Annotated in this window: 15 protein-coding genes; 11 read left to right on the forward strand and 4 right to left on the reverse strand. The window is 66.4% G+C overall.

From position 1 onward, the window contains the following. Positions 1 to 12: 12 nt before the first annotated feature. The 5 genes from glmS to WS54_RS28610 all read left to right on the forward strand — a co-directional run bounded on the left by glmS (position 13) and on the right by WS54_RS28610 (position 3,425). Complete coding sequence (gene glmS / locus WS54_RS28590; protein ID WP_059782437.1) at positions 13 to 1,860, forward strand: glutamine--fructose-6-phosphate transaminase (isomerizing); 1,848 nt, start codon at positions 13 to 15, stop codon at positions 1,858 to 1,860. A gap of 131 nt (positions 1,861 to 1,991) precedes the next feature. Then, a complete protein-coding gene (locus WS54_RS28595) occupies positions 1,992 to 2,357 on the forward strand; it encodes a type II toxin-antitoxin system RelE/ParE family toxin (protein ID WP_059782440.1) in 366 nt (121 codons plus the stop codon). After that, on the forward strand, positions 2,350 to 2,670 hold the full coding sequence (locus tag WS54_RS28600) for a helix-turn-helix domain-containing protein (protein ID WP_006477596.1): 321 nt from the start codon (positions 2,350 to 2,352) through the stop codon (positions 2,668 to 2,670). The genes WS54_RS28595 and WS54_RS28600 overlap by 8 nt, the downstream gene beginning before the upstream one ends. 69 nt (positions 2,671 to 2,739) lie before the next feature. Further along, on the forward strand, positions 2,740 to 3,207 hold the full coding sequence (locus WS54_RS28605) for a hypothetical protein (RefSeq protein WP_034208571.1): 468 nt from the start codon (positions 2,740 to 2,742) through the stop codon (positions 3,205 to 3,207). Then, positions 3,207 to 3,425, forward strand: coding sequence for a hypothetical protein (locus tag WS54_RS28610; protein ID WP_034208572.1), 219 nt, complete (start codon positions 3,207 to 3,209; stop codon positions 3,423 to 3,425). The genes WS54_RS28605 and WS54_RS28610 overlap by 1 nt, the downstream gene beginning before the upstream one ends. 85 nt (positions 3,426 to 3,510) lie before the next feature. Here WS54_RS28610 and WS54_RS28615 read toward each other — a convergent pair whose 3' ends face one another. Both WS54_RS28615 and WS54_RS28620 read right to left on the reverse strand, forming a co-directional pair. Then, positions 3,511 to 4,347: an FTR1 family iron permease gene (locus WS54_RS28615; RefSeq protein WP_059782441.1), complete on the reverse strand. Its 837-nt coding sequence runs from the start codon at positions 4,345 to 4,347 to the stop codon at positions 3,511 to 3,513. A 12-nt stretch (positions 4,348 to 4,359) separates the two neighbouring features. Then, positions 4,360 to 4,692, reverse strand: coding sequence for a cupredoxin domain-containing protein (locus tag WS54_RS28620; protein WP_027785634.1), 333 nt, complete (start codon positions 4,690 to 4,692; stop codon positions 4,360 to 4,362). Positions 4,693 to 5,021: 329 nt separating this feature from the next. Here WS54_RS28620 and WS54_RS28630 point away from each other — a divergent pair, with 329 nt between their 5' ends. Then, complete coding sequence (locus WS54_RS28630; protein ID WP_034208574.1) at positions 5,022 to 5,222, forward strand: heavy-metal-associated domain-containing protein; 201 nt, start codon at positions 5,022 to 5,024, stop codon at positions 5,220 to 5,222. Between the two features lie 72 nt (positions 5,223 to 5,294). On the opposite strand, the gene WS54_RS28635 is transcribed toward WS54_RS28630, so the two are convergent. Together WS54_RS28635 and WS54_RS28640 are read right to left on the reverse strand one after the other, a co-directional pair. Then, a complete protein-coding gene (locus WS54_RS28635; protein WP_059782443.1) occupies positions 5,295 to 6,785 on the reverse strand; it encodes an aldehyde dehydrogenase in 1,491 nt (496 codons plus the stop codon). Positions 6,786 to 6,873: 88 nt separating this feature from the next. Continuing rightward, on the reverse strand, positions 6,874 to 7,425 hold the full coding sequence (locus WS54_RS28640) for a cupin domain-containing protein (protein ID WP_034208777.1): 552 nt from the start codon (positions 7,423 to 7,425) through the stop codon (positions 6,874 to 6,876). Between the two features lie 455 nt (positions 7,426 to 7,880). Here WS54_RS28640 and WS54_RS34305 point away from each other — a divergent pair, with 455 nt between their 5' ends. The 5 genes from WS54_RS34305 to WS54_RS28665 all read left to right on the forward strand — a co-directional run bounded on the left by WS54_RS34305 (position 7,881) and on the right by WS54_RS28665 (position 13,152). Next, positions 7,881 to 8,063, forward strand: coding sequence for a hypothetical protein (locus tag WS54_RS34305; protein ID WP_006488040.1), 183 nt, complete (start codon positions 7,881 to 7,883; stop codon positions 8,061 to 8,063). A 283-nt stretch (positions 8,064 to 8,346) separates the two neighbouring features. Further along, entirely contained in the window at positions 8,347 to 9,132 is a 786-nt protein-coding gene (locus WS54_RS28650) for a gamma-glutamyl-gamma-aminobutyrate hydrolase family protein (RefSeq protein ID WP_059782445.1), read from the forward strand. Positions 9,133 to 9,160: 28 nt separating this feature from the next. Next, complete coding sequence (locus WS54_RS28655) at positions 9,161 to 10,498, forward strand: glutamine synthetase family protein (RefSeq protein ID WP_034208577.1); 1,338 nt, start codon at positions 9,161 to 9,163, stop codon at positions 10,496 to 10,498. A 34-nt stretch (positions 10,499 to 10,532) separates the two neighbouring features. Next, positions 10,533 to 11,975 carry an aspartate aminotransferase family protein gene (locus WS54_RS28660; protein WP_108041991.1) on the forward strand — a complete coding sequence of 481 codons (1,443 nt, stop codon included), beginning with the start codon at positions 10,533 to 10,535 and terminating at the stop codon, positions 11,973 to 11,975. A gap of 61 nt (positions 11,976 to 12,036) precedes the next feature. Then, the gene (locus tag WS54_RS28665; RefSeq protein WP_059780814.1) at positions 12,037 to 13,152 is read left to right on the forward strand and encodes a polyamine ABC transporter substrate-binding protein; all 1,116 of its coding nucleotides are present in this window, start codon (positions 12,037 to 12,039) and stop codon (positions 13,150 to 13,152) included. The last annotated feature ends 82 nt before the right edge of the window (positions 13,153 to 13,234 follow it).

The following is a 13,234-nucleotide window of genomic DNA, read 5'->3' on the forward strand; positions in this document are numbered from 1 at the left end:
GATTGACCATACATGTGCGGCATTGTCGGCGCAGTTGCGCAACGTAATATCGTTCCGGTGCTGATCGAGGGATTGCGGCGCCTCGAATACCGCGGCTACGACTCGTGCGGCGTCGCCGTGCTCGAGCCGGGCGCCCCTACGCCGGGCGCCCCTACGCCGGGCGCCCCGAAGCGCGCACGCAGCGTCGCGCGCGTCGCCGATCTCGACGCGCAGGTGCGCGAATCGCACCTCGAAGGCACGACCGGCGTCGCGCACACGCGCTGGGCCACGCACGGCGCGCCCGTCACGCACAACGCGCACCCGATCTTCTCGTCGAACGCGCTCGCGCTCGTGCACAACGGCATCATCGAGAACTTCGAGCCGCTACGCGACGCGCTGCGCGCGAAGGGCTACGAATTCGTGTCGCAGACCGACACCGAAGTGATCGCGCACCTCGTGCACAGCCTGTACCGCGGCAACCTGTTCGACGCGGTGCGCGAAGCCGTGCACCAGTTGCACGGCGCGTATGCGATCGCCGTGATCCACAAGGACCAGCCGCACACCGTCGTCGGCGCGCGCCAGGGTTCGCCGCTCGTCGTCGGCCACGGCGACGGCGAGAACTTCCTCGCGTCCGATGCGCTCGCGCTCGCGGGCAGCACCGACCGCTTCACGTTCCTCGAGGAAGGCGACGTGTGCGAGCTGTCGCTCGACGGCGTGACGATCGTCGATCGCCACGGCGCCACCGTGCAGCGCGAGATCCGCGTCGTCAGCGCCTACGGCGGCGCGGTCGAGCTCGGGCCTTATCGCCACTTCATGCAGAAGGAAATCTTCGAGCAGCCGCGCGCGATCGGCGACACCGTGCCGCAGACGGACGCCTTCGACGCGACGCTGTTCGGCGACGCCGCACCCGCCGCGTTCGCGCAGATCGACAGCCTGCTGATCCTCGCGTGCGGCACGAGCTACTACTCGGGCCTCACCGCGAAGTACTGGCTCGAATCGATCGCGAAGATCCCGACCCAGGTCGAGATCGCGAGCGAATACCGCTACCGCGAGTCGGTGCCGAACCCGCGCCAGCTCGTGCTGGTGATCTCGCAGTCCGGCGAGACGGCCGACACGCTCGCGGCGCTCAAGCATGCGCAGTCGCTCGGCCACACGCATACGCTCGCCGTGTGCAACGTCGCGACGAGCGCGATGGTGCGCCTGACCGACATGCAGTTCCTGACGCACGCGGGCACCGAGATCGGCGTCGCGTCGACGAAGGCGTTCACGACGCAGCTCGTCGCGCTGTTCGTGCTGGCCGCGACGCTCGGCAAGCTGCGCGGGCACGTCGACGCCGCGCAGGAAGCGCAATTCCTGAAGGAGCTGCGCCACCTGCCGGCCGCGCTGAACAGCGTGCTCGCGCTCGAGCCGCAGATCATCGCGTGGTCGGAAGAATTCGCGCGCAAGGAAAACGCGCTGTTCCTCGGCCGCGGGCTGCACTACCCGATCGCGCTCGAAGGGGCGCTCAAGCTGAAGGAAATCTCGTACATCCACGCCGAGGCTTATCCGGCCGGCGAACTGAAGCACGGGCCGCTCGCGCTCGTCACCGAAGCGATGCCGGTCGTCACGGTCGCGCCGAACGACACGCTGCTCGAGAAGCTGAAGTCGAACATGCAGGAAGTGCGCGCGCGCGGCGGCGAGCTGTACGTGTTCGCCGATGCCGACACGCAGATCGTCAACGACGACGGCCTGCACGTGATCCGGATGCCGGAGCACTACGGGCAACTGTCGCCGATCCTGCACGTCGTGCCGCTGCAACTGCTCGCGTATCACACCGCGTGTGCGCGCGGCACCGACGTCGACAAGCCGCGCAACCTCGCGAAATCGGTGACGGTGGAGTAATACCGAGCGACGGGACGGCCCCTTGCCGGGGCCGTCCCGATCGCGTGCGGGCGCAAGGCAGGCCGTTTGGCCAGGTCGAAATATGTACCACGTAGTGGTATATAATCCTGTGCTAACTCGACCGGCTCGACATGTCTGCTTCCGTACGACGCGTCTTCAAGACGAAGTGGTTTCACAAGGCAGCCGGAAAAGCGGGAATCGCCGATGACGAGCTCTGCCGCGCGGTGCGGGAGCTTGCCCGTGGCCAGGGCGTCGATCTCGGCGGCAACGTCTGGAAGAAGCGCCTCGACGGCAACCGGCAACGCGGGATCGTGCTGGGCAAGGTCGGGCACACGTGGGTGTTCGTGTTCCTGTTCGCGAAATGCGACCGCGACAACATCGACGCACGCGAACTGCGCGCCTTCAGAAAGCTCGCCGCGGATGTCGGCCGACACACCGACAGCGACATCGCGACGTTGGTTACCCTGAAAGAATGGGTGGAGATTTGCAATGGCTAAGAGTCGATTCAAGAGCGACGCGACAGAGGCGATCCATAGCGCCGCGTCGGGCCTTTATCGTGCGCAATTGATTGACAAGAAGACGATGCGCGAATACGACGATCTCTGCATCGAAGCCGCGCCGCAATTCGATCCGGAAGCGATCGCCCGCATTCGCAAGTCGGTCAACGTCAGCCAGAGCGTATTCGCGCTCTACCTGAACACGACGACATCGACGATCCGCCAATGGGAACAGGGCGACAAGCGGCCGAGCGGCATCGCCGCGCGCATGCTCCAGATCGTCGAGAAACACGGGCTCGAGGTGTTCTCCTGAGCCGGCATTCCCCGAATGCACAGGGTCGGCCCCGGCAGGGCGCGCCGCAACGAATATGACGGAGAGACAATGGTAAGACTGTTTGGATGCGGATTGCTGGCGCTGACGTTCGCGTCGACGGGCTGGGCCGCCGAGCACTACGTCGAGGTCTGGAACCCGCCCGAGGCGCGGCAGCCCGCGGCTCGGACGCCTGATGCCCGCACGCCGGCCGGCCGCCCGGGCGCCGACGCGCGCACCGGCAAGAGCGCGGAGAAGCACGCGAGCGCCACGCCGAAAGCCGCCGCGAAACCGCACAAGCGTCGCGTCGCGCAGGCCATGAAAGCCGGCTCGCACCGCCCGGCCGCCGCCGCGCCCGACACCCCGGCCGCCCCGCGCCCCGTTGCGCAACCCGCGCCCGGGCGTCTCACGGTGATGCAGCCCGCCGCGCCGGACACGACGCGCGCGCTCACCTTCTCCGACATCCCGCGTCAATACACGCCGGACGGCAACGTGCTGCAGGTCGGCACGCAAGGCCGCTCCGCGAAGGTGACCCGATAATGGAAGCGCAGACCTACCGCGGCTACCAGATCTGGGGGCATGCGATCCTGCAGCAGGAGGAGATCATGCAGCCCGAGCGCTTCGCGGCGAGCGGCACGATCACGCAGAACAACCGGCTCGTCGAGGCGTCGGGCGTGCTCGGCGTGTTCGACACCGAGGACGAAGCACGCGATGCGGGGCTCGAATGGGCGCGCGCGTGGATCGACAACCACAGCTGACCGACACCGGCGCATGCATCCCGAATGAAAGAAGGGGCGTCCATGACGCCCCTTCTTTCATTCGAACCCGGAAGCTCGGCAACATTCAAGCCGCGGCGTGCGGCGGCCTCACCGTCTGCCGCGGCCGGCCGACGAGCCGTGCCAGCACGACGATCGCCGCGAGCGTCGCGACGTACGCGGCGATCTGGATGCCCGCCGGACGCGCGGTATAGCCGATCAGCGTATGCAGTGCCTTGCCGACGATGCTCGACTCCTTGAGCAGCCACGACGTGTCCCAGACCGCATCGCCCCACGACGGCACGAGGCCGGCGGCCAGCAGGAAGCCGACGCACTGGCTCGCCATGCCCGCGGCGAGCAGCACGATCAGCCCGTTGGTGACGGAGAACAGGCGCTTCAACGGAATCTGCAGCAGGCCCGCATACATCGCGTAGCCGAGCCCGGCGCCGCCGAGCACGCCGAGCAGCCCGCCGGCGATCATCTGCGGCGTCTGGCCCGGGTCGCCCGCCGCGATCCCGTACAGGAACAGCACGGCCTCGGACCCCTCGCGCAGCACCGCGACGCCGACCACGATCGCGAGCCCCGTCAGCGGCCGGCTGCCGGCCGCGACCGCCCGGCCGACCTCGCCCATGTGCAGCGCCATTTCGCGGCCGTGCCGGCTCATCCAGATGCAGTGCCACGCGAGCATCAGCGTCGCGACGAACATCACGCCCGCGTTGAAGACTTCCTGGCCCATGCCGGACGCCCATTGCGAGATCACGTCGGCGAACGCCGCGATCAGGCCGGCGCCGACCACGCCGCCGACCAGCCCGCCGCCCACCCACCAGCCGCGCCGCGGCACGCCCTTCGTGGCGGCCATCACGATCGAGACCACCAGCGCGGCCTCGAGCACTTCACGAAAGACGATCAGGGCAGTAGACAGCATGTCGGTATCGGCTTACTTGACGGTCAGGTGCGTCTTCGACTGCGCTTCGTGATACTCGTCGTGGAACTCGTAGGTCCCGGCCTTCAGCGGCCCGACCAGGATCTCGACCGACTTGCCGGCCGGCACGACCTTCTCCGCCTTGAAGTCGTCGCTTTCGAATTCCGCGGGCGTCGCATCGAGGTTCTTCACGACGAACTTCACCTTCTTGCCGGCGGGGATCGTCACGCCATCGGGCGAAAACTTGTGGTCCTTCAACGTCAGGTTGACGACGTCGTCGGCAGCGAAGGCGGACGCGGCCGAGGCGCCCAGCAGGGCCAGTGCGAAACCGATAGCGAAACGGGTCATGTGCGTAATGAGCGGAAATATTGGAGGGAATCGATACTAAGATCGATTCGCATTTTCACCTCGGAGTACCCTCACTGCGCTCATGGGAATCGTGCGCCGTCGATCCCGCACGCGCGTTGTCGCGCAAGGCGCCGACGGATTTCGCCGATAATGTGCAGTCGTCAATCGGGAAAAATTCGGACTGACGGGCGCACGTAAATAACGATTCGTCAGACCTCAGCATTACAAATGGCCAATGCGATGTCATCACCGCATGCGACGCTTGACCTTCCCACCGTGGCAAGCTTCATGCTGAACGTACGCGTCAATCATTCACCGGAGAAAACACGATGGAATTCGAAGTCCAGGACATGACCTGCGGCGGCTGCGCCAACGCGATCACGCGTGCGGTGACGGCCGCCGACCCCGCCGCGAAGCTCGACATCGACGTCGCGGCGAAGATCGTCAAGGTCGACTCGGCGCAAGGCGCCGAGCGCGTACGGTCGATCATCGAAGCCGCCGGCTTCCATCCCGCACTGCGCAGCGCGTAACGCGCGCCGCAGGCCGCGGGTGCAATTGCGGGCGCAGCACCGGACGGCGACGCGCCCGCCCCCGGCGGCCTGTCAACGCAGCCGGATCAGCGTCGACTTCAGTTCGGTGTACTTCTCGAGCGCATGCAGCGACTTGTCGCGGCCGTTGCCCGACTGCTTGTAGCCGCCGAACGGGAAGTTCATGTCGCCGCCCTCGTCATAGCAGTTCACCCACACGGTGCCCGCACGCAGCCGGCGCGACACGTCGTGCGCGGTCGTCAGGTTCGACGTCCACACGGCCGCGGCCAGCCCGTATTCGGTATCGTTCGCGATCCTCACGGCCTCGTCGACGTCGTCGAACACGATCACCGACAACACCGGCCCGAAGATTTCCTCGCGCGCGATCTTCGCATCGGGCTTCACCTCGAACACCGTCGGCTCCACGTAGAAGCCGCCCGTTTCCGCGTTCACGCGCGCACCGCCGGTGACGAGCCGGCCTTCGCTGCGCCCCGCTTCGATATAACCGAGCACGCGTTCGAGCTGGATGCCGTCGACGATCGCGCCCATCGATACCGACGGATCGAGCGGATTGCCCGGCACGTACGCGCGCGCGGCCGCGACGAGCTTCTCGATGAACGCGTCCTTGATGTCGCGATGCACGAGCAGCCGCGAGCCAGCCGTGCACATCTCGCCCATGTTGTAGAAGATCGCGCCGGCCGCCGTTTGCGCTGCGCGGTCGAGATCGGGGCAGTCGGGCAACACGATGTTCGGCGACTTGCCGCCGAGCTCGAGCCACGCGCGCTTCAGGTTCGACTGCGCCGCGTACTGCATGATCAGCTTGCCGACCGCCGTCGAGCCCGTGAACGCGATGCAGTCGACGTCGCGATGCAGCGCGAGCAGCTTGCCCGGCTCGCCCGCGCCCGGCACGACGTTGAACACGCCGGCCGGAATCCCGGCCTCGAAGGCGAGCTGCGCGACGCGGATCGCGGTCAGCGGCGATTTCTCGGACGGCTTCAGCACGACGCTGTTGCCGGCCGCGAGCGCGGGACCGAATTTCCATGCGGCCATCAGGATCGGGAAGTTCCACGGCACGACGGCGGCCACCACGCCGACCGGCTCGCGCGTGACGAGGCCGACGAGATGATGATCGGCCGGCGCGACCTCGCCGCCGACCTTGTCGATCGCCTCGGCGAACCATTCGACGCAGTAGGCGGCGCCCGGCACGTCGACCGTCGTCGTGTCGCCGATCGGCTTGCCCGCGTCGAGCGTTTCGAGCAGCGACAGTTCGTCGAGATGCTCGCGCATCAGCGTGGCCCAGCGCAGCAGCACGGCCTTGCGCGCACGCGGGTTCAGGCCGGCCCACACCCCGGCGTCGAACGCGCGGCGGGCCGCCGCGACGGCGGCGTTCACGTCCGCTTCGCCGCAGTCGGCGACCTTCGCCAGCACGCGGCTGTCGATCGGGCTCACGCAGTCGAACGTCCTGCCGCCGTGCGCGTCGCGCGACGCGCCATCGATGAATGCGCGCCCATCGATCTCGAGCGACGCCGCCTTGTGTTGCCAGTCAGCCAAAGTCAACTTGTTCATCAGGATGCCTCAATGGTTTGGCATTCGCGATGCGGCGCGCCGCGCGCCTGGCGCGCAGCCGGCCGGCGGCGAATGCGGTGACGCGCGGTCAGAAGGTCGCCGGCGAATTGGCCGACACAACCTCGCAGAGCAGTTCCGCGCTGGGATTGCGAAAACGATGCGGCAAACGGCTTTCGAAGTAGTAGCCGTCTCCGGGGTCGAGCAGCCACGTCGCGCCGTCGACGGTCAACTCGAGCCGGCCCGACACGACGACGCCGCCCTCGTGCCCCGCATGCACCAGCATCTCGGGCCCCGTGTCGGCCAGCGGCTGGTAGATCTCGCGCAGGATGCACATGTTGCGATCCTTCACGTTCGCGCCGACCAGTTGAAACGCGAGCGACTCGTTGCCGAGGTTCGGCATCTCGTCGCGACGCGACACGACCGCGCGCGACTCGACGAGCTCGAACGTAAAGAACTCCGCGAGACTCATCGGGATGCATTCGAGCAGTTTCTTCAGCGACCCGACCGACGGGCTCACGCGGCCCTGTTCGATCAGCGAGATCGTGCCGTTGGTGACGCCGGCGCGTTTCGCGAGTTCGCGCTGCGACAGGCCATGCTTGTTGCGCACGAAACGCAGGCGCTCGGCGACTTCGGTGGACATCGATTCGGTTTCGGACACGATAAGTGCGATGACAAAGTGAAACGACGCATGGGACAGCCGTTGAATATTCTAATCACTTTATGCCGCGCATCAGCGGGGAAAACCCTGAAAGGCGTTCGAAATAATGAACGACGCGTCGACCATTCCTTTAGCGAATCTTTTGTTCGCACTGCTCGGGAAAGCCCTGATGCAGGACCATTAAAAAACATTTGACGCCGTTATTGGCTCGTATATGCTGGCTCTCAGGTCAGCGTCATCTGGCTTTCACAGGCCTCGAAAAGCGTTATCGCAACGCAGCAATCGATGCCCGTCAACGTAAATGACGCAGGACCGGCGCCTCGATTATTTTAAACGCCCCGCGCGTCGAAACGATCAGGTGTTCAATACTTTCAACAAACCAGTCGAGTGTAATCGTGAGAGTCCGTGGCCCTCTGGTGAGGTGGGATCGAGGCGATGTGCGAAGTTTGCGCAGCGCCGTTCCCGCTTCCGACGGCAGTTGCGGCTGGCATAGTCCTCGCCTGCTTCACCTGTCGATCTACACCATCCTGTCCCGTCGTTCCGTTCGGCGCCACAACGCCGTTTCCGCACGCGCATTCGTTGCCGTCGATACCGACGAAGTGGCGTCGCTGCTGCCGTAGCGCCTCTCCTTTCTTCACGTCGTTCGTTTCATCCGTCGATTCGCCAACCGCATCGTCCGTGCGGTGACGGAACGCGTTCGCGCATTCGTTGCGGCGTCGCGTATCGCGATGAAACGAACGACGGCCTGACCGTCGCGCGCAGCGCGGATCGCCACGCCATCCCGTTGCGCCCATTCACCAGCGGCCCTGCGCTCTGCGCCGGGCTGCGGGGTCGTGTCGCGCCCGCGTTTTGCCGCATTCGGGCCGACGCGCGTCACGTCCCTACGGATTACTGATTGACGTCATGGAAAGGAAACCTCTCGTCGGCATCACCGCCGACCTCACCCAGATCGGCGCGCACGCGTCGCATACGGTCGGCGACAAATACGTGGCCGCGATCGTCGACGGCGCGCAGGCGCTCGCGATGGTGCTGCCGGCGCTCGGCGAACGGCAGTCGACCGCCGACGTGCTCGACGCCGTGGACGGGCTGCTGTTTACCGGCAGTTACTCGAACGTCGAGCCGCATCGGTACGGCGGCGAGCCGAGCGAGCCCGGCACGAAGCACGACCCGGCCCGCGACGCGACGACGCTGCCGCTCTTGCGCGCGGCCATCGTCGCGGGCGTGCCCGTGCTCGCCGTGTGCCGCGGCTTCCAGGAGCTGAACGTCGTTTGCGGCGGCACGCTGCACCAGCGCGTGCACGAAGTGCCCGGCTTCGCCGATCACCGCGAGGACGACGACGCGCCGATGGATACGCAATACGGCCCCGCGCACGTCGTGCGCCTGACGCCCGGCGGCCAGCTGCATGCGCTCGCCGGCGGCCGCGACGAAGTGCACGTGAACTCGCTCCACAAGCAGGGCGTCGCGCAGCTCGGCTCGGGCCTCGCCGTCGAAGCCGTCGCGCCGGATGGCCTGATCGAGGCCGTGAGCGTCGTCGACGCACCGGCGTTCGCGCTGGCCGTGCAGTGGCATCCGGAATGGCGACACGCGCAGGACCCGCTGTCGAGCGCGATCTTCCGCGCGTTCGGCGATGCGTGCCGCGCCCGCCGCGCCGAACGCACGCGCGCCATGGCCGCCGCCGCGCTCGCCTGAGCGCGCCAACCAGACAACGAGAACAGACATGCAAGACATCGAAGGCTTTCTGAAGCAGCACCGGATCACCGAGATCGAAGCGATCATTCCCGACATGGCCGGCATCGCGCGCGGCAAGATCACGCCGCGCAACAAGTTCACGTCCGGCGAATCGATGCGGCTGCCGCAGGCCGTGATGGTGCAGACCGTCACCGGCGACTATCCGGAAGACGGCTCGCTGACCGGCGTGACCGACCCCGACATGGTGTGCGTGCCCGACACGTCGACCATCCGCCTGATCCCGTGGGCCGTCGACCCGACCGCGCAGGTGATCCACGATTGCGTGCATTTCGACGGCTCGCCGGTCGAGATCTCGCCGCGCTACGTGCTGCGCCGCGTGCTCGACCTGTACAAGGCGAAGGGCTGGAAACCGGTCGTCGCCCCCGAGCTCGAGTTCTATCTGGTCGACATGAACAAGGACCCCGACCTGCCGCTGCGTCCGCCGGTCGGCCGCACGGGCCGCCCCGAAACGGGCCGCCAGTCGTATTCGATCGAGGCCGTCAACGAATTCGATCCGCTGTTCGAGGACATCTACGAGTACTGCGAATCGCAGAACCTCGACATCGATACGCTGATCCACGAAGTCGGCGCCGCGCAGATGGAGATCAACTTCATGCACGGCGACGCGCTGTCGCTGGCCGACCAGGTGTTCCTGTTCAAGCGCACGGTGCGCGAGGCCGCGCTGCGTCACAACATGTACGCGACGTTCATGGCCAAGCCGATGGAAGACGAACCGGGCTCGGCGATGCACGTGCACCAGAGCATCGTCGACGAGGAAACGGGCCAGAACCTGTTCACGTCGCCGGAAACCGGCGGCGCGACGTCGATGTTCTACAACTATCTCGCCGGGCTGCAGAAGTACACGCCGGCGCTGATGCCGATCTTCGCGCCGTACATCAACTCGTATCGCCGCCTGTCGCGCTTCATGGCCGCGCCGATCAACGTGCAGTGGGGTTACGACAACCGCACGGTGGGGTTCCGCATCCCGCATTCGGGCCCGGCCGCACGCCGCATCGAAAACCGCATCCCGGGCGTCGACTGCAACCCGTACCTCGCGCTCGCGGCGACGCTCGCGGCCGGCTATCTCGGCATGACGCAGCGCCTGGAGCCGACCGAGCCGCTCGTCAGCGACGGCTACAGCCTGCCGTACCAGTTGCCGCGCAACCTCGAGGAAGGACTGACGCTGATGGCCGCGTGCGAGCCGCTCGGCGAGATCCTCGGGCACAAGTTCCTGAAGGCGTATTTCGCGCTGAAGGAAACCGAATACGAAGCGTTCTTCCGCGTGATCAGCTCGTGGGAACGCCGCCATCTGCTGCTGCACGTGTAAGCGTGCCAACCGCATACGGAATCACGGAGGAAACATGACTTACCGCAACGAATCGGCCTGGATCCAGCCGGCCGCGCCGACCGCGACGGCCGCCGCGCCGCGCGCGACGCAGGCACGCTCGACCGCCGAATACCGCGCGCTCGACGCCGCGCACCACATCCACCCGTTCTCGGACATGGGCGCGCTCAACCGCGCGGGCAGCCGCGTGATCGTCAAAGCCGACGGCGTCTACCTGTGGGACTCGGACGGCAACAAGGTGATCGACGGGATGGCCGGCCTCTGGTGCGTGAACGTCGGCTACGGCCGCAAGGAACTCGCCGACGCCGCGTATCGCCAGCTGCAGGAGCTGCCGTTCTACAACACGTTCTTCAAGACCACGCATCCGCCGGTGATCGAACTCTCCGCGATGCTCGCGGAAGTGACGCCCGCCGGCTTCAACCACTTCTTCTATTGCAACAGCGGCTCGGAAGGCAACGACACGGTGCTGCGCGTCGTGCATCAGTACTGGCGCGTGCAAGGCAAGCCGCAGAAGAAATACGTGATCTCGCGCAAGAACGGCTACCACGGCTCGACGATCGCCGGCGGCACGCTCGGCGGGATGGGCTACATGCACGAGCAGATGCCGTCGAAGGTCGAGCACATCGTGCATATCGACCAGCCGTATTTCTTCGGCGAAGCGCAGGCAGGCGAGACGCCCGAAGCATTCGGCCTCGCACGGGCGCAGCAGCTCGAAGCGAAAATCCTCGAACTCGGCGCGGAGAACGTCGCGGCATTCATCGGCGAGCCGTTCCAGGGCGCCGGCGGCGTGATCTTCCCGCCGTCGACGTACTGGCCGGAAATCCAGCGGATCTGCCGCAAGTACGACGTGCTGCTCGTCGCCGACGAAGTGATCGGCGGGTTCGGCCGCACCGGCGAATGGTTCGCGCACCAGCACTTCGGCTTCGAGCCGGACCTGATCACGATGGCGAAGGGCCTCACGTCGGGCTACGTGCCGATGGGTGCGGTGGGCATCCACGAACGCATCGCGCGCCCGATCATCGACAACGGCGAATTCAATCACGGCCTCACGTACTCGGGCCACCCGGTGGCGGCCGCCGTCGCGGTCGCGAACCTGAAGCTGCTGCGCGACGAAGGCATCGTCGAGCGCGTGAAGACCGACACCGGCCCGTACTTCCAGGCGCTGATGCGCGAAACCTTCGCGCGTCATCCGATCGTCGGCGAAGTGCACGGCCACGGGATGGTCGCGAGCCTGCAACTGGCCGAAGCGCCGGCCGAACGCCGCCGCTTCGCGAACGGCGGCGACGTCGGCACGATCTGCCGCGACTTCTGCTTCAACGGCAACCTGATCATGCGCGCGACCGGCGACCGGATGCTGCTGTCGCCGCCGCTCGTGATCTCGCGCCAGGAAATCGATGAACTCGTGTCGAAGGCGAAGAAGGCCGTCGATGCAACCGCCCAGCAACTGGGTATTTCGTAACGGCCTTGCCTACAGGCGTGCGGCGGGCGCCGCACGTCGCCATAACCAGGGGAACTCCACCATGCGTGCCTGTATTCTTCGCCAAGCCTGCTCCGTCGCCGCCCTCGCCGCCGCGGCCGCGCTCACGTCGGTCGCCAGCCCGTCGGCGCATGCCGACGAGCTGAACGTCTACAACTGGTCCGACTACATCGCGCCGGACACGATCCCGAACTTCCAGAAGCAGACGGGCATTCACGTCAAGTACGACAACTACGACAGCGACGACACGCTTCAGGCGAAGCTGCTGGCCGGCAGCTCCGGCTACGACATCGTCGTGCCGACGTCGAACTACATGGCCAAGCAGATCCAGGCCGGCGTGTACCAGAAGCTCGACAAGTCGAAGATTCCGAACCTCGCGAACCTCGACCCGCTGCTGATGAAGATGATCGCCGACGCCGATCCGGGCAACCAGTACGGCGTGCCCTGGGCGTACGGCACGGACGGCATCGGCTACAACGCCCAGGCGGTGAAGAAGGCGCTCGGCGACAAGGCGCCCGTCGACAGCTGGGCGCTGGTGTTCGATCCGGCCAACATGGAGAAGCTGAAGAGCTGCGGCGTGTCGTTCCTCGACCAGGCCGTCGACGTGTTCGCCGCCACGCTGCAATACATGGGCAAGGATCCGAACAGCAAGAACCCGGGCGATTACCAGGCTGCATTCGAAGTCCTGAAGAAAGTCCGCCCGTACATCACCCAGTTCAACTCGTCCGGCTACATCAACGACCTCGCGAACAACGACGTGTGCGTCGTGCTCGGCTGGTCGGGCGACGTCGGCATCGCGCACCGCCGTTCGGCCGAAGCGAAACGCTCGTACGACATCAAGTTCGCGAACCCGAAGGAAGGCGGCCTGCTGTGGTTCGACGTGATGGTGATCCCGAAGGATGCGCCGCACCCGGAAGCCGCGATGAAGTGGATCAACTACGTGTCCGATCCGAAGGTCAACGCGGCGATCACCAACACGGTGTTCTACCCGACCGCGAACAAGGCCGCGCATCAATTCGTCACGCCGGCCGTCGCGCAGGACCCGACCGTCTACCCGCCCGAGGACGTGCTGAAGAAGATGGTGCTGATGAAGCCGATGCCGGCCGACATCCTGCGCCTCGAGAACCGTCTGTGGGCCCAGTTGAAGACGGGCCACTGATCGCCGTGCATCGCGGCGGCGCAGGCATCGCGGTACGCCTGCCCGCCTGACATTCGCGGACCTCCGTCCGCCCGCGCGCCGC

Source organism: Burkholderia sp. NRF60-BP8, from assembly GCF_001522585.2.
In the GTDB taxonomy this organism is placed as follows: Bacteria; Pseudomonadota; Gammaproteobacteria; order Burkholderiales; family Burkholderiaceae; genus Burkholderia.

What these genes read in the sequence shown, in the direction of transcription:
- glmS (WP_059782437.1), top strand. Translation starts at nt 13, where the DNA reads ATGTGCGGCATTGTCGGCGCAGTTGCGCAACGTAATATCGTTCCGGTG.
- WS54_RS28595 (WP_059782440.1), top strand. Translation starts at nt 1,992, where the DNA reads ATGTCTGCTTCCGTACGACGCGTCTTCAAGACGAAGTGGTTTCACAAG.
- WS54_RS28600 (WP_006477596.1), top strand. Translation starts at nt 2,350, where the DNA reads ATGGCTAAGAGTCGATTCAAGAGCGACGCGACAGAGGCGATCCATAGC.
- WS54_RS28605 (WP_034208571.1), top strand. Translation starts at nt 2,740, where the DNA reads ATGGTAAGACTGTTTGGATGCGGATTGCTGGCGCTGACGTTCGCGTCG.
- WS54_RS28610 (WP_034208572.1), top strand. Translation starts at nt 3,207, where the DNA reads ATGGAAGCGCAGACCTACCGCGGCTACCAGATCTGGGGGCATGCGATC.
- WS54_RS28615 (WP_059782441.1), bottom strand. Translation starts at nt 4,347, where the DNA reads ATGCTGTCTACTGCCCTGATCGTCTTTCGTGAAGTGCTCGAGGCCGCG.
- WS54_RS28620 (WP_027785634.1), bottom strand. Translation starts at nt 4,692, where the DNA reads ATGACCCGTTTCGCTATCGGTTTCGCACTGGCCCTGCTGGGCGCCTCG.
- WS54_RS28630 (WP_034208574.1), top strand. Translation starts at nt 5,022, where the DNA reads ATGGAATTCGAAGTCCAGGACATGACCTGCGGCGGCTGCGCCAACGCG.
- WS54_RS28635 (WP_059782443.1), bottom strand. Translation starts at nt 6,785, where the DNA reads ATGAACAAGTTGACTTTGGCTGACTGGCAACACAAGGCGGCGTCGCTC.
- WS54_RS28640 (WP_034208777.1), bottom strand. Translation starts at nt 7,425, where the DNA reads ATGTCCACCGAAGTCGCCGAGCGCCTGCGTTTCGTGCGCAACAAGCAT.
- WS54_RS28650 (WP_059782445.1), top strand. Translation starts at nt 8,347, where the DNA reads ATGGAAAGGAAACCTCTCGTCGGCATCACCGCCGACCTCACCCAGATC.
- WS54_RS28655 (WP_034208577.1), top strand. Translation starts at nt 9,161, where the DNA reads ATGCAAGACATCGAAGGCTTTCTGAAGCAGCACCGGATCACCGAGATC.
- WS54_RS28660 (WP_108041991.1), top strand. Translation starts at nt 10,533, where the DNA reads ATGACTTACCGCAACGAATCGGCCTGGATCCAGCCGGCCGCGCCGACC.
- WS54_RS28665 (WP_059780814.1), top strand. Translation starts at nt 12,037, where the DNA reads ATGCGTGCCTGTATTCTTCGCCAAGCCTGCTCCGTCGCCGCCCTCGCC.